The organism is Pseudomonas fakonensis (assembly GCF_019139895.1).
In the GTDB taxonomy this organism is placed as follows: domain Bacteria; phylum Pseudomonadota; class Gammaproteobacteria; order Pseudomonadales; family Pseudomonadaceae; genus Aquipseudomonas; species Aquipseudomonas fakonensis.
Genome location: NZ_CP077076.1, coordinates 5377072 through 5396151, shown reverse-complemented (window position 1 = coordinate 5396151; position 19080 = coordinate 5377072). Strand labels below are relative to the sequence as shown.

Below are 19080 nucleotides of genomic sequence, written 5' to 3'. Positions count from 1 at the left end.
GTGGGGCGGCTCAGTTGATGCCCCTTTGCCATCAGAGCATCGCTCGCCTGTGGCGGCCTGCAAATGTAACAAGGTGATAGTCGGAAAGTAGGGGTAAACGCCAGCCCTTGTAAGTTTCTGTTTTATCGGTGCGTCAATTTCGTGGCTCGAAAATCGCCCGTCACTTAATGGCGAATTGGCAGGGCTCGGCTAGGGTGAAATAGCCAAATAGTTACTTTTTGCCAGCATGTGGCCGGGCACAGGGAGGGCGCAAATGAGCAGTCGCTTGACCATGATTCTGGCTGGCTTGTTCCTGTTCGCCGCGTTGCTGGCCGGTTACTGGGGCCTGCGCCTGAGCCGCCCGGCCGAGCCTTTGCCGGTGCCGGTGGCCGCCCCCGGTGAGCAACCTGCGCCAATCCCCCCGCCGCAGCCAGCGCCCTCACCGGAACCTGCGCGCTTCCCCATCGTGGTGCTGCGCAAGGCGGTGCCGGCCGATACCCCCATTACCGCCGACGACCTGCTGGTCGAACAGCTTCAGGTGGTGCCTGCCGGCGCCTACCAGCAGGTAGAACAGGTGATCGGGCGCAGCAGCACGCGCCCGCTGGCCCCCGGAACCTGGCTGGACGCCTCGAATTTTCAGGCCGGTGGGCCGCTGGCGCGAATGATTCGCCCCGGCGAGCGCGCGGTGGCCGTGGCAGTAGACGATGTGGTCGGCGCCGGTGGGCAGTTGCGCCCCGGCGACTACGTGGATGTGCTGCTGTTCTTGCGTGAAGAGAACAACAACCCGCAGTCCTCGGCGCAGGTGGTGTTGCCGGCCTTGCGTGTGCTCAGCGTCGACCAGCAGACCGGCCTTGGCAACGATGGCCGCCCGGCGCAAACCGCCGAAGAGCTCAAGGCCCGCCGCGAGCAGCAGTCGCTTGGCGGCAATGTGGTGCGCACCGTGGGCCTGGCCGTGCCCCAGGCCCTGGCCAGCCGGCTGATGCTGGCGGCCCAGGCCGGCACCTTGCGCCTGGCGGTGCGCAGCGCCGAGGAAGGGCTGTTGGCGCGCTACTGGTCGGGCACCGAAGCCAGTGCCCAGGTGCAGGCCGCCAACCGCGAGCTCTACCGCTTCAGCCAGCTGTCCCAGGTGCCCCTGGCGGGCCCGGCGGCTGTGGCTGGCGCCCCGGCCATGCAGATCATTCGTGGCGCCCAGGCGGGCGGCCAGCCCACTACACCCTGACCGGCAAGGATGCACCCATGCGTAGTACGTTGCGTCGTTTGATGCCGCTTTCCCCGCTGTTGTGCCTGGTCTTGCTGCCCGTTGCCCAGGCGGCCAGCAAGAGCTGCGCCGGGTTTGACCAGTTGCCCTCGGTGATCGAGATGGACCAGGGCCTGCAGCAGGAACTGCGCCTGCCGGTGGCCATTACCCGGGCAGCAGTAGGTGAGCCCAAGGTGGCCGATGTACAGCCCAGTGGCGATCGCGCCGTGCTGCTGACCGCCGTGGGGCAGGGCACTACCAGCTTGATGTTGTGGACCGCCTGCACCTCGGCGCCGCACCGGGCGATGCTGTTCGTCAAGGGCCGGGCCAGCACCGACATGGCCGAAGTGCAGCCCTTGCCAGGGGCCCAGGCCGAGCTGCCGACCCAGGTGCAGGCCGACATTCGTTTTGTCGAGGTGCGCCGCACCAAGTACAAGGAGGCCGGCACCCGGTTGTTCTTCAAGGGCTCCAACAGCCTGATCGGCTCCCCCGGCACAGTGCCCGGGGCAACGGTGCGCCCGACCGTGCTGCCGGGCGCAGTGCTTGACGACGACGTCTTCAATATTGTCCTGGGCGGCAACAACGGGCGCTTCCTGGCGATGATCAACGCCCTTGAGAACAGTGGCTTCGCCTACACCTTGGCGCGCCCCAGCCTGACCGTGCTCAGCGGCCTGACGGCAAGCTTTCTGGCCGGCGGCGAGGTGCCGATACCGGTGCCCAGCAGCGGCAGTGACAACGTCTCGATCGAGTACAAGGAGTTCGGTGTACGCCTGGCGCTGACCCCCACCGTGGTCAGTCGCGACCGTATCACCCTCAAGGTGGCGCCCGAGGTCAGCGAACTGGACTTCAGCAACGCGGTGACCATCGCCGGCACCCAGGTGCCGGCGCTCACCGTGCGGCGCACCGATACCAGCATCTCCCTGGCCGACGGTGAAAGCTTCGTCATCAGCGGCCTGATCAGCAGCAACGTGCGCTCGAACGTCGACAAGCTGCCGGGGCTGGGCAACCTGCCGATCATCGGTGCGTTCTTCCGCCAGTCGACCCTCAACCGCGAAGAGACCGAACTGCTGATGATCGTCACCCCGCACCTGGTGCAGCCGCTGGCGGCCAATGCCCGGCTGCCCGAGCTGCCCGGCGAGGCGCTGCGCACCTACGACCCCAGCTGGGGGCGCTTGTACTTCATGGAGAACGGCAACTTCGAAGGCCGTGGCGGGTTGTCCCAATGAGCGATCGCGCAAACCACACCTACCTCGCCCTGACCCGCAACGAGGACGACCTGAGCTGGCTGCAGGGGGCGCTGGCGCCGTTGGGGCAGGTGATCGGCGCCAGCGGGGGCAGCGGCGGCAGCCTCGACGAGCTGCTGGCGCTGGTCGACGTGACCTTCAGCAACCTGGTGTTCATCGGCCTGGACCGCGAGCAACTGGTCAGCCAGTGCGCGCTGATCGAGGGCATGCTGGAGGCCAAGCCGATGCTGGCCATCGTCGCCCTGGGTGACGGCATGGACAACCAGTTGGTGCTGCACGCCATGCGTGCCGGGGCGCGGGATTTCGTCGCCTACGGCTCACGGGCCAGCGAAGTGGCCGGGCTGGTGCGGCGCCTGGGCAAGCGCTTGCCGACGGTCACCAGCAACCCCAGCCTGGGCGGCCTGACCGTGTTGTTCGGGGCCCAGCGCAGCGCCGACGGCGCGCTGCTGACCACGCACCTGGCGCGGGTGGTACAGGAGAGCGGCCAGCAGACCCTGCTGCTCGACCTCGGCCTGCCGCGCGGCGACAGCCTGGCGTTGCTTGGGCTGGAGGCGTCGTTTCACTTCGGCGATGCCCTGCGCCATTTGCGCAGGCTCGACGCCACGCTGATCGACAGTGCCTTCACCCGCGACAAGTGCGGCCTGCGCATCCTTGCCTACGCCAGCGGCGACGAGCCGATGAAAAACACCAGCGCCGCCGAGCTGTACATGCTGCTCAGCGCCCTGCGCCAACACTTTCAGCACATCGTGGTGAACCTCACCGGGCAGATCGACAGCGAGGCGCTGCGTACCATCATCAGCCACTGCGACAAGCTGATCCTGTACACCGATCAGAACATCCTCGATTGCCGGCGCAACCTGGAGGTGCTGGAGCACTGGCGCGACCGTGGCATCAAGCTTGAGCACGCGAGCGTGCTGGTGGACCGCTTCATGCGCCAGGTGGCGCCCGATGCCGAGGCCCTGGCCAAGCGCTACGGGTTGCCATTGCTGCGGGTGCTGCCGTTCAGCCCCGAGGTTCGCCTGAATGCCAAGAACCAGGGCCTGAGCCTGTTCGAACTGGCTCCCCGCGAGCCCCTTACCCAGGCCCTGCGCAGCCTGGGCGAGCGCCTGGCGCGGCGTTCGGAAAACCTCGGCAAGCCCAACAACACCTGGCTGCGCCGCCTGTGGGGGAGCCGATGAGCCAGGAACAACCCTTCGGTGGCGCGCGCCACGCCAGCAATGACCCCCATGTGCTCAAGCGCGCGCTGCACCGGCATGTGATCGATGCCATCGAGGACAGCGGCCGCAACCTGCTCGAGGGCGCGCGACCAGCCCTGGCGCAGTTTGTCCTGGAACAGGTGGGCGATTATGTGGCGCGCCTGCGCCTGGCCCTGTCGCGCTATGAAATGGAGCGCCTGGGCGAGGAGATCGTCGACGAGCTGACCGGCTACGGCCCGCTGGAAGTACTGCTGCGCGACCCCAGCGTCACCGAGATTCTGGTCAATGGCCCCTACCGGGTGTTCGTCGAGCGCGCCGGCCTGTTGCAACTGACCGATTTGCGCTTTATCGACGCGCACCACGTGCAGCGGGTGATGCAGCGCATCCTTGCGCCCCTGGGGCGGCGCCTGGATGAATCGTCGCCCATGGTCGATGCGCGCATGCCCGACGGCAGCCGGGTGAATGCGATCATCCCGCCGGTGGCGCTGGACGGGCCGTGCCTGTCGATCCGCAAGTTCCGCCAGGACATGCTCAAAAGCGCCGACCTTCTGGCCACCCGGGCCATCGACCAGGCCATCTTCGACTTTTTCGAGCGTGCCGTCGGCCGGCGCTGCAACATTCTTGTGAGCGGCGGCACCGGTACCGGCAAGACCACGTTGCTGAACATCCTCAGCCAGATGATCGCCCCCCAGGAGCGGTTGGTGACCATCGAGGATGTGGCCGAGCTGCAGTTGCACCACCCCCACGTGGTGCGCCTGGAAACCCGCCCGCCCAACGCCGAGGGCCATGGCGAGATCAAGGCCAGCGAGCTGATCCGCAACGCCCTGCGCATGCGCCCTGACCGCATCATCCTCGGCGAGATTCGCGGTGCCGAGGTGGTCGATGTGCTGACCGCGATGAACACCGGCCACGATGGCTCGATGAGCACGGTGCACGCCAACAATGCCCAGGATGCCCTGCTGCGCCTGGAGACGCTGGTGGGGCTGACCGGCCGCCAAGTGGCGGAGAAGACCCTGCGCCAGATGGTCTGTGCAGCGCTGGATGTGGTGATCCAGCTGACCCGGCTGGCGGATGGCCGGCGCTGCGTGAGCGAAATTCTCGAAGTGGTCGGGGTGCGTGACGACGTGTATGTCACTAACGTGTTGTTCCGCCTTGACCGGCGTAGCGGCGAAGGCTTTTTGCGCGAGGCGCCGAACCCGGCCGGCGAGAAAATGCGCCACGAGGGCCTGTACTGATGGGGCCGCTGCTGTTGGCCCTGGCGCCGCTGCTGCTGGGCGCGGCGCTGTTTTTGCTGCGCCTGGGCCTGCACAAACGTGGCGAGGAACGCATCCTCCTGCGCCTGGGCCAGGCCTACCGCGTGGTGCGCAGCGCCAGCGCCCGGCGTGACTGGCTCGACCCGCTGCTGCAACGGGCGGGCTTGGCCCAAGGCGAGTTCAGCCTGCGGCCGTGGCTGCTGGCCTGGCTGGGGGCGGTGCTACTGGCGGCGCTGCTGGCGGGCGGGGCGGCGGCGCTGTTGGTGCTGCTCGGGCTGCCGCTGCTGGGTTACCTCGCCTTGAGCTGGCGCTACCGCCGCCGGCTGCAACGGATCATCCAGCAGTTGCCTGGCTTGCTCGACTACAGCGTGCGTAGCCTCAAGGCCGGGCGCACCCTCAACGACGCGGTGCTGGGCGGCATCGACGCCACCCGCGAACCGCTGCGTTCGGCCATGCTGCGGGTGCGGCGCAACGTGCAGTTGGGCGTGCCGCTGGACGATGCGGTGAATGAGCTGGCCGAGCTGTACCGCCAGGACGAGCTGCGCCTGTTCGCCCTGGGCCTGCGCATCAACCAGCGCCATGGCGGCAACGCCAGCGAGTTGCTGGAGAACCTGATCAAACTGATTCGCGAGCGCGAGCAGGGTGGCCGGCAGTTGCGTGCGATGACCGGTGAAACCCGCATCACCGCCTGGATTCTGGGTGTGCTGCCGCTGGCCATGGTCGGCTACTTCCTGATGGCCAACCCTGGTTACCTGCTGGCCATGTGGCGCGACAGCCACGGCCAGATGATGCTGCTGTTCGCCTTCGCCCTGCAGGCACTTGGCTGCCTTGTGCTGTGGCGCATGATGAGGAGCCTGTGAGCATGGCCCTGTTGATTTGCGCACTGTGCCTGTTTGCAGGCTTCACCCTGTTGGCCTTGCACGCCGCTCGGCAATGGCGCGGCCAGCAGCGCATCGCGCGGCGCCTGCAGGGCCGACTGGGGCGCGACGAGCGCTTGGGCGAATGGTTGCATTGGCTGGGCAGCAGCCCGCTGGGCCAGCGCCTGCAACGGCTGGACAGCGAAACCCAGGCCTTGCTCGACCGCCTGGGCTGGCGCCGCACTCGCCAGCGCGCGCTGTTTGCCGCGGTGCAACTGGGCCTGCCGCTGCTGGCCACCGGGGCGGTGCTGTTGATGGTGCATGGCTTGCCGGGCGAGCGGCGCGGGCATTGGAGCGTGCTGGTGCTGTGCGCGCTGGGGGCCGGCTACCTGCTGCCCAAGCGCCTGCTGGCCGCCGCCGCCGCCAGGCGCCAGCGCAGGATCGCCGTCGAGGTGGGGCTGATGATTCCGCTGTTGCGCATCCTGTTCGAGACCGGCCTTGCCGTTGAACAGGCGCTGCGGGTGCTCGCCCATGAGGGCCGCACCCTGGTGCCGCACATCAGCGCCGAGCTGCGCCAGGTGTTGCAGCGGGTCGATTCGGGGCTGGCCCTGGGGCCGGAGCTGGAAAAAGCCGCGCGGCTGCTGGCGGTGGACGAGTTGATCGACACCTGCGTGATCCTGCAGCAATTATTGGTGCAGGGCAGCGGCTCGATGAAGTCGTTGCAGGCGCTCAAGGAGCTGCTCGACGACCGGCGCCTGACCGGGCTGCAGGAGCGGGTGTCGAAGATGTCGGCGAAGATGTCGGCGGTGATGATGGTGTTTCTGTTCCCGGCCTTGCTGATCGTGCTGGCCGGGCCTGGGCTTTCGGCGTTGGCGCGGGCGTTGGGGGCGTGACGCCTGTAGGCGCCGGCTTGCCGGCGATGGGGCCGGAGTGGATGGCACCGGCTATGCCGGTGATCGCCGGCAAGCCGGCTCCTACAGGTTGTGTATCGTTCAAAAGGAAGAGGCGATGAAAGCGATCCTTGTCTTCAGCGGTCTGCTGTTGCTCACCGGCTGCGCCGGCCAGCAACCCGACGGCCTGGCCCGGGTGTTCGGCGGCGGCAGTTGCGCCAAGCCCGATGCCGACCAGCAGATGAGCCTGGACCTGGCCGACCAGATGATCAACGAGGGCCGCCCCCACGCAGGCCTTGCGCACCTTGAGCAACTGCCGGACAGCCTTGACCAGGTGCGCCTGCGCAAGGCCCGGGTGTCGCGCGTGCTCGGGCGCAGCGAGGCCGAGCCGTTGTACCGCAGCCTGCTCGGCGGCTGCCTGGCGGCTGAAGGCGAGCATGGCCTTGGCCAGCTGGCCTCGGCCCGTGGCGACGATGTGCAGGCGCTGCGCAACCTGCATCGGGCCGTGCGCCTGGCGCCCACCGACGAGAAGGTGCGCAACGACCTGGGTGTGGTGCAGATGAACCTGGGGTACCACGAACAGGCGCGCTTCGAGTTCCTCACGGCCATCGAACTGAAAGACGACAACCCGCTGCCGGCGATCAACCTGGTGACGCTGTCGCTGGTGCAGGACAACTGGAGCCAGGCCGAGGACCTGGTCAAGCGCCTGCGCCTGGGGCCTGCGCAGTTTGCCGAGGCCCAGGCCCGTGCCCGGCAGCTCAAGGCCAGCGGACGCGGGGCATTGGCCGCCAGCGCGCAGCCGCCGGCTGCAGTGCTCAACTGATCGGGGAGGTGAGTGATGATCAAACCGTGGACTCTGTGGGCCTGTTTGCTGATGCCTGTGGCGGCGCTGGCGCAAGAGCCGCCGCGCCAGGCACAGGATGAGACGGCCACTGAAACCTGGTTGAAGGTACAGGCCAGCAACCGCCAGGCCTCGCCGACACCGCAGGTGCAGACCGACAAGGAGCGCGACCAGGCCATGCAGCGCTGGTTGGACAGCTACAAGTATGCGATTCCGGATTTTTATCGCTGGAGCAAGGTGGACTCTTCGAACAATTGAAGCGCTTGCAGGCAGCCGGCTCCTACAGGGGCACTAATGGGTAGTGAAGCGCTGATGCACCGGCGACGAGCGCGGCGTCAGCGCCAGCGCCAACTGCGTGCGGTTGTGCATGTGGGTCAGGCGCAGCACCTGCGAGACGTACAGCTTCACCGTGTTTTCGGTGATGCCCAGCTCGCAGGCGATCTGGTAGTTGGTCTTGCCCTTGCTGACCAGGCGGGCCACTTCCAGCTGGCGTGGTGACAGCTTCTCGAACGCCGCTGGCAGCTCTGGTTCGCTGTCGTCCGTGTCGGTGGCGCGCCGATGGGTGCCCTGGCCGCGGGCCTTTTCCAGGTCCTGGTAGAGGTCGTCGATGGACTCGGCCAGCTCTTGCAGGCGCTGGTTGAGGCTGCCCAGCTCGCGGAAGTTGCGGCGCCGCTCCAGCAGCGCTTCTTCCTGGCGGCGCAGGCCTTCGAGCAACTCGTCGAGGTCCATGGGCTTTTGGTAGTAATCGGCAAAACCTTCGCGCAGGGCGCGGATCACATCCTGCTTTTCGGCCCGGCCGGTGAGCATGATGGCTTCGAACATGCGCTGGTTGCCGGCGATCTGCTTGAGTGCACGTACCAGCTCAATGCCATCGCGCTCGGGCATGTGCAGGTCGCACAGCACCAGGCCGATATGGTCATCGGCGCGGTAACGTTCGATGGCCTGGTCGGTGGAGTGGGCCGGCACGCAGCGGTAGCCTTCGCCCTCCAGGTACTCGCACAGCTCTTCGACGATCAACGGCTGGTCGTCGACAACCAGGACTTTCACCTCACTGACGGACTTGTTCACAAGCTCAACTCCCTGTTGTTTCGGCCCTGCTCCCGGGCCAAGTCGCTCTGGCAGCAACAAAGGTAGTCGCACTTTGCAACTATGTACATGGACTGTAGACGTCATCCGGCAGTTCAGCCGGTTATTGGATCCATACCGCCGTCAGCAAGAAACCCACCAATACGTAAGGGGCGAAGGGCTGCTTGTCGCCGACTTCTTCGGCCAGCTTTTGCAGGCGTTTTTTCAGCTTGGGGTTGAGCAGGGTCCACAGCCGGCGCCGCCCGAGCAGCCAGGCGACCACGGTGATGCCGGCGCCGATGAAGGTGCCGAGCACGTATTGCGGGCTGGTGGCGAGGGCCAGGGCGCCCATCAGCTTGACGTCGCCGGCACCGAAGCGCCCGAGCATGTAGCCGGGCAGGGTGAGCAGCATGACGATGGCCAGGGCCCAGCCGGCATCGCTGGCATCGGCGCCGATCCAGCTGTGGCCGGTAGCGAACAGCCACACCAGCGCACCGGTGGCCACACCCAGGGTGAGGGTGTTGGAAATCTGCCGTTCACGGACATCTTGTTCGGTGCACAAGGCAAGCCACATCAGGAGAACAATGCTTTGCATTGGCAAATCGCCATCCCTATTCGTTGAACGGTTCTATGCTTTGCAACAGGTTTCAACGTCAGGGTAGACGCGATCATGCAAGCCAGCCCGGCAAGGCAGCAAAAAGGCGCGGCAGCCATCGAGTTTGTCGCGGTATTCATGGTGTTTTTCGCAGTGTTCTACGGGCTGGTCAGCTATGCCCTGCCGATGCTGATGCTGCAGTCGTTCAACCAGGCCAGCAGCGAGGCGGTGCGCCGCTGCGTGGCGGTGGACCCGGCCAGCGCCACCTACAGCCAGGACGTGCAGGGTCTGGCGCGCCAGGTGATCGGCCAGCAGTTGGCCTGGATGCCGGCCAGCCTGGGTTTCAGCGTGGCCACCGACACCCGGGTGACGCTGGACGCGGACAAGCTGCTGACGGTGGCCATCGACTACCCCCGCGAACGCCTTGAGCGCGTGCTGCCGGTGCTGGTGCTGCCGCTGATCGGCGAGGTGCCGAAGCTGCCCGAGCGCCTGCAGGCACAAGCGAGCCTGCAACTATGAGCGGTAGCCTGTTCGACCGCTGGCGCGCGGCGCCCGATGAGCCCCAGGCGCCGCCTGCGGTCGGTTTGCAGCTGTGGCTCGACGACCAGGCCCGGGTGCAGCGCCTGGCCGGCCCGCTGCGCACCTTGCTGGCGCTCCCGACCCAGGCCGCTGCCCGGGTGCAGGACTACCTGGAGCCGCACAGCCTGCTGGTGCTGGAAGGCGAGCCGGGTGACTGGCAGGGGCAACCCCTGGACCTGGCCTTCCGTACGGTGGTCGGGCATGCCCTGCAGACCCGTGGCTGGCTGCAGCGCCATGGCCAGGGCTGGGTGCTGCAGCTGTTCGATATCGGTGACCTTTTGCGCGAGCAGCGTTGGGACCGCCAGCGCCCGCTGTTCGGAGAAATCGGCCATGCCCTGCGCGAGTGCGGCGCCGAGCGCCTGGCGCAGACCACCGGCGAGCAATTGCAGGTATTGGCCGGGCACTGGCAGGCCAGCGCCTTGTGCCTGATGCTGCGCGCCGCTGACGGCTGGCGCCGCTACGCCAGCAGCGACCCGCTGTGGCCATGGCCGGACGATGCACGCCTGCAGGGCTGGCTGGCGCACAGGCCGGCCGCAACCCCGGTGCAAATACACAATGAGCCCGAATTGCTGGCCTTGTGTGGCTGCGCCTCGCTGTTGCTGGTGCCCTACCGCCAGGGCCAGGATGCCGAAGCCTGGCTGTTGGGGGCAGACGTGCTGCAGCCCCCGCCGGACGACATGGCGCTAGCCCTGGCGCGGACCCTGGCCGAGCCGCTGCTGGCGCGGCTTCGCCACCAGCAACTGCAGCAGCAGAGCCGCCAACTTGACCACCTGCAGCAGCAACTGGGGGCTGGCGGTTGGGAATGGCCGCTGGACGGCAACTTGCAACTGGACCCTGTGGTAGCGGGGTCGTTCGGCCTTCCTCGGCAGATGAACCTGGCGCAGTGGCTGGCGCAGTTGCACCCTGCTGACCGGGAGCCGGCGCAACTGGCCTTGGCCCAGGCCCGCGAAGGGCATGCCCTGGGCCTTGGCGTGCGCCTGGCCGAGGGCGGCCAGCGCTGGTTGCACTGGGCCGGCCAGCGCCAGGGCAACTGCCTGCGTGGCTTCGTGCTGGACATCAGCGCGCTCAAGCAGCAGCAACAGCAGGCCGACGCCGCCCAGGCGCGACTCGAGAACCTGATCGCCAGTTCACCAGCGGTGATCTACGTGCAGCGCTATGTCGACGGCGCGCTGCACAGTGATTTTTACAGCGCAAGCCTTGGGCCGCTGCTGGGCTGGGGGGCCGACAGCGAGCAGGCGCGCCAGCCCGCGTTGGCGGTGCACCCCGACGACCGCCCGCTGTGGCTGGAGCGCACCCGTGCCCTGCTGCGCGATGGCCAGGTGCGCTGCCGCTATCGCCTGCGCGATGCCCGCGGCGGCTACCACTGGATGCTCGATGAGGCGCGCCTGCTGCGTGACGACCTGGGCCAGCCGCGCGAGGTGGTGGGCCTGTGGCTGGATGTCAGCGAGGCCACCGACGCCGCCGAACGTGTGCGCCAGAGCGAGGAGCGCTACCGGGTGTTGGTGGAGGACTCGCCGGCGATGATCTGCCGCTATCGGCCCGACCTGACTCTGCAATACGCCAACCGCCCACTGGCCGATTACCTGCAGCGCACCCCTGAGCAACTGCAGGGCGAAAACCTGGGGCAGTGGTTGTCCGACAGCCAGCGCCAAGCGTTTGAGCAGCGCCTGGCGGCGCTTACGCCTGAACAACCGGTGAGCAGTGCCGAGATCTGCCTGCAATTGCCGGGGCGTGAGAATGCCTGGTGGGTATGGGCCGACCGCGGTGTGTTCGATGGTGACGGCCAGTTGCTGGAAGTGCAGGCCGTGGGGCGTGACAACACCGAGGTGCGCCGCAGCCAGCAGCAATTGTTGCAAGGCGCGAAGATGGCCACCTTGGGCGAGCTGGCCACAGGCCTTGTGCACGAGATCAACCAGCCGCTGAACGTGATGCGCATGGCTGTGGCCAACGCTCTCACGCGCCTGGAGCAGGGCACGGCGGAGCCTGAATGGCTGGAGGCCAAGCTGCGGCGTATCGAGGCCCAGGTGGCACGCGCCGAACGGCTGGTGCAGCACATGCGCGTGTATGGCCGCCGCTCCCTGGTGGAAACCCAGAGCTTCGCGGCCTGGGGTGCGGTGGAGGGCGCCCGGGCGTTGCTCGAGGAGGGCTTGCGCGGCAAGGGTGTGAGCCTGTGCCTGGAGCCACCGGGTGAGCATAGCCAGGTGCTCGGCCATCAGGACCAGTTGGAGCAGGTGCTGATCAACCTGCTGGTCAATGCCCGCGACGCGCTGCTGGAGCAAGGGCGCGCGCAGCCGTGGATTCGCGTGCGCCAGGAGCTGGACGGCGGGCGCCTGAGCCTGTTGGTGGAGGACAACGGTGGGGGTATTGCCGAGGGCCTGCACGAGCGCATCTTCGAGCCGTTCTTCACCACCAAGCCGGCGGGCGTTGGTACAGGCCTGGGGCTGTCGGTCAGCCATGGCATCGTCAGCCACATGGGCGGGCGCCTCACGGTGGCCAATGGCGAAGAGGGGGCGTGCTTCCGGGTGGAGCTGCCGCTTCACAGCACCAGTTGAGCGTTGCCACTGCTGCAACTGAGGTTGGCGCCTACCTGGGCGTTGGCCAGGTCAATGCCCAAGGTTTTGAGCAGGGTGTTGAGCAACGGGTCGAGCAAGGGGCTAAGCAGGTTCTTGATCAGCGGCTCGAGGATGTTCTTCACCCCGTCGAGCAGGCCGGCGGTGAGCGCCATTACCTGGCCCAGGCCGCTGTTGCCGGTGGGTTTGTAGGCTTCCAGGTGAATGCCGCCGAGGGTGTCGGCAAGGCTGGCGACCACCTGTGACTGGTCGGTGTCCATGCTCTGGAACAGTGGCGCCAGGCCAATGTTCGGCGGATTGCTGAACACCAGCGGTTTTTCGCTGGGGCTGTTGGCCAGCACCTTGCTGTCGATGCGCAGGCCGATGCCTCCGCCGGCGAAGGGGACGCGGGTGCCGCAGGACTGGAGGACCAGCAGACGGGTGCAAATATTGGTACCGATGTCGACTAGCGGCAGTGCCTTGACGGTAGTGGTGCCTTGGTCGAGGAAGGCTTGGGGTGAGTCGAACTTGCCAATGGCGATTTTCGCCGCCGAACGCTGGGTGATCGTGGTCAGGGTTTTGGGCGAACAGGTGTAGGCGTCAGGAGGCATTGGGCGCAGACGGCTGGTGGCTTCGGCGACCTCCAGGCCGATCTGGATCTGGTTGACGCCACTCAGTAGCTCGATATCACTGACCTTGCAGGGTACGAGCAGTGCACAGGTCAACGACTGAAGGGTGCCGGTCAGGTTGAGACTGAGCAGGTTGTTGAGCACGTTGGTCAGCGGCCCTGCCAGGTTCAGCACGGCATTGAGCAGCCCGCTGACGGTGTTGAGCACCGGCAGGTCGAGGGAGATCAGCGCCCGCACCTGGGCGGTGTGCACGCGCAGGTCGTCGCTGCGCGGGTCGCCCACCGCCGACACCTGCTGCGGCTCGATCACCCGCAGTTGCACCTTGCCATTGACCAGCCCCAGCACGCTGATCGGCAGCTCGGCATAGGCGGCGCGTTCGCTGGCCGCCAGCTGGATCACTCCCTGCACCAGTTGCAGCAGTTGCAGGTTGGCGTCCAGGCCAGCCTTGGCGGTGCCGTTTTGCAGGTCCAGCAGTTGCCCCAGTTGCAGGCCACCGGCAGGCAGGTCGGCGGCCAGGCGGCCGAGGTTGGTGACCACGTCGGCTGCGGCGCCACCACGCTGCAGTACCTTGGCCGCGGCTTGCAGCAGCACTGTGGCGCTGGTGTCCAGGCCAAGCAGTTGCTGGTAGTCGCCGGCGGCCAGGTTCAGGTCGATGGCCAACTGGTCGAGGTAGCTGAGCAGGTTCAGCTGGGTGTTGGCCATCCCCTGCCAACCCACCAGGTCCAGTTGCAGGTTGCCGCCCAGGGCCTTGGTCAGGGCGTTGAGCAGCGCGCCCTGGCTTGAGCTGACGGTGGCCAGGGTGGTGCGGATGCTGAGCATCGCCTGGGGCGGCATGGGGCTGGCGGCCACGGCGCTGGCGTGCAGGGTGCTGGCGCGTTGGAAGTCGCCTTCGACCAGGGTGAACAGGCCGCCGGCGACGCTGGTGGTGACGGTGTTGCGCACCTCGACCTTGATCGCTTCGTTGCGGGTATTGTCGCTGGTGAAGCTGCGCAAGCTGCCGGCGCCGGTTTGCAGGTAGCCGCAACTGGCCACCAGCGGGTTGCTGGTGGCGTGGCCGTTACGGGTGGCGGCGGCGCGGGCGAGGCTGGTGGCCTGGGGGCCGCTGCCGCTGCACACGCCACCTTGCCCGGCGGCCTCCAGGGCGGCCATGTCGGCGATGCGTTGCAGTTTGCGCTGCTCCAGGTACAGGCGCCCGCTGTCGACGGCCAGCAGCATGAACAGCAAGGCAATGCCCAGGGTCAGCGTGGCCATCAGGCCGATCGCGCCGCGTTGGCGTACAGCGAAGCGGGGAACCACGGGCACTCCTTTGCCGGCCACAGGCCCGGCAGCGCGGCTGCTGTGCGAGGAGTGTAGTCAAGGTGATGGCAGGTTGCCTTGCCTTATACCCTGTGGGAGCAAATGTCTTGTGCTGGCTGCACCGGCCCCATCGCCGGTGCAGCCAGTAAAAAGCCGGCTCAGTGCGGCGGGTAGTTGCTCAGCACCTGGGTCACGGTTTTCTGGATGGCGGCGTTGCGTTCTTCGGGGCTGGGCGGGTAGTTGTTCATGATCTGCTCGGCGCTGCCGCGCCAGACCAGCTTGCCGTCCTTGCCGTCGAACAGGTCGATCTGGATGGTGGCGACCTTGTAGTCGACGCTGCGGGTTTCGTTGTACATCGGCCCGCCCCAGTAGCCTCCCCAATAGCCGCCCCAGGCACCGCCGTAGTTGGTGGTGATCTGCTGCTGGCGCTGCTCGACGATCAGGTAGGCGCGCACCTTCACATCAGCCTTGGCGTTGCCCTGGGCCGGCCGCAGGCCGCGCTGGTCGAGCTGGCCGGCAACCGCCTGGCGGATGCGCTGCTCGGTGAGGTCGCTCTTGATTCGCGGGTCGTCCGGGCGGTACTGCAACCCCGGCTCCTGCCAGGCCCAGCTGCGGTAGGCGGCAAAATCGCGGCTGGCATCGAAATCCTGCTGCACATTGTTGCTGGCACAGGCAGCCAGCAACAGGGCGCATGACACTAGAACAAGACGGCGCAACATGATGGTTCTCCGTAAACGATTAATTGGGAGGATAGCCGCTAAGCGCCTTGCTCACCGACTCGCGCAAGGCGTTTTCACGGTCCCGTGGCGAGTCCTTGCCGCTGCCGCTTTCGGCACTGCCACTCCACACCGGCTGGCCGTCGCGGGCGTCGAACAGGTCGATGCGCACCACCACCACTTCCACCTCGTAGGTACGCACGATGGGTACGCTGGCGTACGCCCCGTAGCCGTTGCGGTAGCCACCGAAGCCGACACCGGCGCCGGGGCCGTAGTAGGGGTCGTAATAGTCATAGTCGCGGACCTGGCGCAGGCGCCGCTCCAGGCGAATGTCGGCACTCACCAGCAGGTCGGCGGTGCTGCCATGGGCCGGGCGCAGGCCGTGCTGGTCCAGTGCGCTGCTGACTGCTGTGGCGAGCTGGCCGGGGGCGGTGCTGGCCAGGCCGCCAGGCTGCTGGCCGTCATGCCAGCGCCAACTGCGGTAGCGGCCATAGTTACGGGCGGGTGCCGGGTAGGCACTGGCATCGAAGGTGCTGGCAGCCTGCGGCGGCGCCGGCGGGATGGGGTTGCCGCTGGCGACATAGGGGTTGCTGCCCTGGCAGGCGGCCAGCAACAGGGGAAGCAGGGCCAGGCAGAATGGGCGGTAGCGCATGGGTCCTCCTGGCCTTGGGTTCAGAGCGGGCGACAAACCCAGTGCAGGTAGCGGCCAAGCCCTGCGAAGCTTGGGTGACGGCGGTGGGCCAGTTCCATTTCCAGCAGGTCGAGCAGTTCGGCCTTGCCCTGGAACTCCTTGGGCATGTAGTCGTGGAACACGCGAATGCCGCTTTCGCTTTCGACCTGCCACACCGTTTCAAGTTGCGCCTTGAGGTCACGTGGATCAAGGGGTTTTTGCGGGGTCAGGCTCTGTTTTTCACCGGCCAGGCGGTTGCTGCGCAGCTTGCGGAAGTGGCCCTTGAGCAGGTTGCGGTAAACCAGCGCGTCGCGGTTGTAGAAGGCCAGCGACAACCAGCCGCCGGGGGCGGTCAGCTGGTGCAGCACCGGCAGGATGGCCTCGGGCTCGGCCAGCCACTCAAGCACGGCGTGGCACAGCACCAGGTCGTAGGGTTCGGTGAGCTGGCCCAGCAGGTCCTGCCAGGGGGCCTGGATGAAGGTGGCCTGCTGGCCGGCCTCGGCGAAACGCTCGCGGGCACCTTCGAGCATGGGCGCGGCGGGTTCGGCGAGGGTCAGCTGGTGGCCGCGCTGGGCCAGCCACAAGGCCATGTGACCAAGGCCGGCGCCGATGTCGAGCACCCGCAGCGGGCGGTCGGGCAGGGTTTCGGCAAGGTCGGCCTGCAACACGGCCAGGCGGATGGCGCCCTTGGCGCCGCCGTAGATTTTCTCGGCAAAGCGGGTGGCCAGTTCATCGAAGTGACGGTCGTTCATTTGGCGAAGCGCCTCTCGCTGTCGGCCAGCTTGGCCCGCACCACCTCGTCCATGTCCAGGCCCAGTTCGCTGCACAGCAGCAACAGGTAGAGGACGATGTCGCCGACTTCTTGCCCGGCGTGGGCGAGCTTGTCTGCCGGCAGCTGGCGTGACTCGCTCTCGGTCAGCCACTGGAAGATCTCCACCAGCTCGGCCATTTCGACACTGGCGGCCATGGCCAGGTTTTTCGGGCTGTGGAAGGCGCGCCAGTCGTTGGTGTCGCGGATGCGGTGCAGGCGTTCGGTGAGTTCTTGCAGGTTCATCGGGGGTCTCCTAATGGTGCATAGCTTCCGGCGGGCTCCGATGTAAAGCAAGGGGGGGTATCTGCCTGTGCGGGCCTCATCGCCGGCAAGCCGGCCCCTACAGGGGCGCGGTCTGTGCAGGAGCCGGCTTGCCGGCGATGAGGCCGGGTGCGTTGGCTACAAGCTGTGCCAACTGCCGGTCATGTGCAGCAGGGCGCCATGGCCGTCCAGGCGCAGTTGGCCCGACGGGCCGGCCTCGCTGGCGCCGAGCATGACTTCGGACGGCAGGCGTACCGGCTTGTGGAACGCCACCTCGAAGGCGTAGCCGGCCTTGGGCAGGTGGCCTTTCAACGCGGCCAGGGCCATGGCCTTGGTCCACATGCCGTGGGCGATGGCCTTGGGGAAGCCGAAAAGCCGGGCGCTTAGGGGGCTGAGGTGGATCGGGTTGTAATCGCCGCACACTCGGGCATAGCGCCGGCCGATGTCGCTGTCGGCGTACCAGCGGGTGGCCTCGGGCAGTGCCTGCGGCAGGGTTTCGTCGGCGGGCGCTGCGCCGGCCTCGAGTTTGAGCCCGCGCACCAGCATGCGGCTGGTCTCGCGCCATAGCAGGCCAAGGCCGTCCTCGGCCACGGTCACCAGGTCGAAGGTGCCGCCCTTGGCGTGGGGCTGCAGGTTGTCGGCATGCACCGCAAAGCGCAGCCCGTCGATACCGCCCAGCGGGCGCAGCACCTCGATGCTGTTGTGCAGGTGCACCAGCCCCAGCAGCGGGAAGGGGAAGTCGCGTGCGGTGAGTAGTTGCAGTTGCAGGGCGAAGGCCATTACGTGGGGGTAGGTGCCTGGCAGGCGGCCGTCGTCGGCAAAGTGGCAGAGCCTGCGGTAGGCCGCAAGGTTCGCCGGGTCTACCCGCAGGAAGCCGCGCAGGCCCTGGTCGGGCAGGCGCTCGCCGCGGATCTTGCGTTTGCCCAGCGCACGCAGGTACAGGCTGGCGCGCGAGTCCGGGTGGTGCAGGTCGAGCCAGTTCGTGGTCATGTCAGGCCCCCATCAGTGCTTGGCCGCAGACCCGCAGCACCTGGCCGTTGATCGCGCCGGAGCCGGGCTGGCTGAGCCAGGCGATGGCCTCGGCGACGTCCTGCGGCAGGCCGCCCTGGCCGAGCGAGCTCAGGCGTCGCCCGGCTTCGCGCAGGCCCATGGGCATGGCGGCGGTCATGTGGGTTTCGATGAAGCCTGGGGCGATGGCGTTGATGCTGATGCCGCGCTCGGCCAGGGCCGGAGCCCAGGCCTGGGCGAGGCCGATCAGCCCGGCCTTGCTGGCGGCATAGTTGGCCTGGCCGCGGTTGCCGGCGATGCCGCTGACCGAGGCCAGCAGGGTGATACGTGCGGCGTCGTGCAGTTTGCCGGCGTCCAGCAGTGCCTGGGTGAGTACCTGCGGGGCCCTGAGGTTGACTGCCAGCACCGCATCCCAGTAGTCAGGGGTCATGTTGGCGAGGGTCTTGTCGCGGGTGATGCCGGCGTTATGCACGACGATATCCAGGCCGTCGGGCAGCGCCTCGACCAGTTGCGCGGCGGCATCACCTGCGCAGATGTCCAGGGCCAGGGCACGGCCACCCAGGCGTGCGGCGATGGCGTCGAGGTCCTGTTGCGCCTGGGGGACGTCCAGCAGGGTGACCGAGGCGCCGTCGCGGGCCAGGGTTTCGGCGATGGCCGCGCCGATGCCGCGGGCGGCGCCGGTGACCAGGGCATGGCGCCCGGCGAGCGGTCGGGTCCAGTCCTCGACCTGGATGGCGCAGTTGCCCAGGTGCAGCACCTGGCCGGAAACGAACGCGCTTTTGGGTGAGAGGAAGAAGCGCAGGGCGCCTTCGAGGCCTTGCTCGGCGCCTTCGGCGACATACAGCAGGTTGGCGGTGGCGCCATGGCGCAGCTCCTTGCCCAGCGAGCGGCTGAAACCTTCGAGGGCATGCTGGGTGATGCTGGCCTGGGCGCTGAGGCCCTGTGGTGGGCGGCCGAGGATCACCACGTGGGCGCAGGGCGCCAGGCTGCGCAGTAGCGGCTGGAAGAATTCGCGCAACTGGCGCAGTTGGTCGCTGTCGGACAGGTGACTGGCGTCGAATACCAACGCCTTGAGCTTGGGCCCGAGGCCTGCGACCCAGGCCGGTGAGGCCAGGCTTTCGTCGTTGAAGGCGTAGCACTCGCCGGTCAGCCTTGGGGCAATCGCCTCGACCTCGCGGGCCAGCGGGCCGCCGCCGAGCACCAGCGCGCCCTCGACCGGGCGCAGGCGGCCGGCTTGCCAGCGTTCCAGCGGTACCGGGCGCGGCAGGCCGAGGGCATCGACCAGGCGCCGGCCGAGGGTGGAGTTGGCAAAGCCGATATAGCGGTCGCTCATGTACGGGTCTCCCTGAAGGCAAGCATGCAGTGTGGACCAGGTTTGTGGCAGGGTCGTTCGAAAAACGGGAA

General features: G+C 67.5%; 19 protein-coding genes. 10 read left to right on the top strand and 9 right to left on the bottom strand.

The features are described 5' to 3' along the window. Positions 1-253: 253 nt before the first annotated feature. From cpaB to KSS94_RS23770, 8 genes are all read left to right on the top strand, one after another. Positions 254-1198 carry a Flp pilus assembly protein CpaB gene (gene cpaB, locus KSS94_RS23805; RefSeq protein WP_217840482.1) on the top strand — a complete coding sequence of 315 codons (945 nt, stop codon included), beginning with the start codon at positions 254-256 and terminating at the stop codon, positions 1196-1198. Between the two features lie 17 nt (positions 1199-1215). Further along, complete coding sequence (locus tag KSS94_RS23800; RefSeq protein WP_217840481.1) at positions 1216-2442, top strand: type II and III secretion system protein family protein; 1227 nt, start codon at positions 1216-1218, stop codon at positions 2440-2442. Beyond that, positions 2439-3638 carry a CpaE/TadZ family protein gene (locus KSS94_RS23795; RefSeq protein ID WP_217840480.1) on the top strand — a complete coding sequence of 400 codons (1200 nt, stop codon included), beginning with the start codon at positions 2439-2441 and terminating at the stop codon, positions 3636-3638. Before KSS94_RS23800 ends, KSS94_RS23795 begins: the two co-directional genes overlap by 4 nt. Beyond that, positions 3635-4891, top strand: a complete 1257-nt coding sequence (locus KSS94_RS23790; protein ID WP_217840479.1) for a TadA family conjugal transfer-associated ATPase — start codon at positions 3635-3637, stop codon at positions 4889-4891. Before KSS94_RS23795 ends, KSS94_RS23790 begins: the two co-directional genes overlap by 4 nt. After that, positions 4888-5769: a type II secretion system F family protein gene (locus KSS94_RS23785; protein WP_217843656.1), complete on the top strand. Its 882-nt coding sequence runs from the start codon at positions 4888-4890 to the stop codon at positions 5767-5769. Before KSS94_RS23790 ends, KSS94_RS23785 begins: the two co-directional genes overlap by 4 nt. A 2-nt stretch (positions 5770-5771) precedes the next feature. After that, a complete protein-coding gene (locus KSS94_RS23780; RefSeq protein WP_217840478.1) occupies positions 5772-6659 on the top strand; it encodes a type II secretion system F family protein in 888 nt (295 codons plus the stop codon). A gap of 115 nt (positions 6660-6774) precedes the next feature. After that, a complete protein-coding gene (locus KSS94_RS23775; RefSeq protein ID WP_217840477.1) occupies positions 6775-7479 on the top strand; it encodes a tetratricopeptide repeat protein in 705 nt (234 codons plus the stop codon). Positions 7480-7494: 15 nt separating this feature from the next. Next, on the top strand, positions 7495-7755 hold the full coding sequence (locus KSS94_RS23770; RefSeq protein WP_217840476.1) for a DUF3613 domain-containing protein: 261 nt from the start codon (positions 7495-7497) through the stop codon (positions 7753-7755). Positions 7756-7788: 33 nt separating this feature from the next. Here KSS94_RS23770 and KSS94_RS23765 read toward each other — a convergent pair whose 3' ends face one another. Together KSS94_RS23765 and KSS94_RS23760 are read right to left on the bottom strand one after the other, a co-directional pair. Then, positions 7789-8565: a response regulator transcription factor gene (locus KSS94_RS23765; RefSeq protein WP_225935817.1), complete on the bottom strand. Its 777-nt coding sequence runs from the start codon at positions 8563-8565 to the stop codon at positions 7789-7791. 121 nt (positions 8566-8686) lie between these two features. Then, the gene (locus tag KSS94_RS23760; protein ID WP_217840474.1) at positions 8687-9157 is read right to left on the bottom strand and encodes an A24 family peptidase; all 471 of its coding nucleotides are present in this window, start codon (positions 9155-9157) and stop codon (positions 8687-8689) included. 75 nt (positions 9158-9232) lie between these two features. Here KSS94_RS23760 and KSS94_RS23755 point away from each other — a divergent pair, with 75 nt between their 5' ends. Together KSS94_RS23755 and KSS94_RS23750 are read left to right on the top strand one after the other, a co-directional pair. Beyond that, entirely contained in the window at positions 9233-9676 is a 444-nt protein-coding gene (locus tag KSS94_RS23755; protein WP_217840473.1) for a TadE/TadG family type IV pilus assembly protein, read from the top strand. Further along, complete coding sequence (locus KSS94_RS23750) at positions 9673-12288, top strand: PAS domain-containing sensor histidine kinase (protein WP_217840472.1); 2616 nt, start codon at positions 9673-9675, stop codon at positions 12286-12288. Before KSS94_RS23755 ends, KSS94_RS23750 begins: the two co-directional genes overlap by 4 nt. Here the strand turns inward: KSS94_RS23750 and KSS94_RS23745 are convergent. The 7 genes from KSS94_RS23745 to KSS94_RS23715 all read right to left on the bottom strand — a co-directional run bounded on the left by KSS94_RS23745 (position 12273) and on the right by KSS94_RS23715 (position 19009). After that, a complete protein-coding gene (locus KSS94_RS23745; protein ID WP_225935816.1) occupies positions 12273-14210 on the bottom strand; it encodes a pilus assembly protein TadG-related protein in 1938 nt (645 codons plus the stop codon). The genes KSS94_RS23750 and KSS94_RS23745 overlap by 16 nt on opposite strands. Before the next feature lie 158 nt (positions 14211-14368). Next, complete coding sequence (locus KSS94_RS23740; RefSeq protein WP_217840471.1) at positions 14369-14929, bottom strand: DUF4136 domain-containing protein; 561 nt, start codon at positions 14927-14929, stop codon at positions 14369-14371. A gap of 19 nt (positions 14930-14948) precedes the next feature. Next, entirely contained in the window at positions 14949-15578 is a 630-nt protein-coding gene (locus KSS94_RS23735) for a DUF4136 domain-containing protein (RefSeq protein ID WP_217840470.1), read from the bottom strand. Positions 15579-15598: 20 nt separating this feature from the next. Beyond that, positions 15599-16348: a methyltransferase gene (locus KSS94_RS23730; protein WP_217840469.1), complete on the bottom strand. Its 750-nt coding sequence runs from the start codon at positions 16346-16348 to the stop codon at positions 15599-15601. Further along, positions 16345-16650 (bottom strand): MazG-like family protein, encoded by a 306-nt coding sequence (locus tag KSS94_RS23725; RefSeq protein ID WP_217840468.1) that lies wholly within the window; start codon positions 16648-16650, stop codon positions 16345-16347. Before KSS94_RS23725 ends, KSS94_RS23730 begins: the two co-directional genes overlap by 4 nt. Before the next feature lie 156 nt (positions 16651-16806). Then, a complete protein-coding gene (locus tag KSS94_RS23720) occupies positions 16807-17658 on the bottom strand; it encodes a MaoC family dehydratase (RefSeq protein WP_217840467.1) in 852 nt (283 codons plus the stop codon). Between the two features lies 1 nt (position 17659). Beyond that, positions 17660-19009 carry a 3-oxoacyl-ACP reductase gene (locus KSS94_RS23715; protein ID WP_217840466.1) on the bottom strand — a complete coding sequence of 450 codons (1350 nt, stop codon included), beginning with the start codon at positions 19007-19009 and terminating at the stop codon, positions 17660-17662. Between the last annotated feature and the right edge of the window lie 71 nt (positions 19010-19080).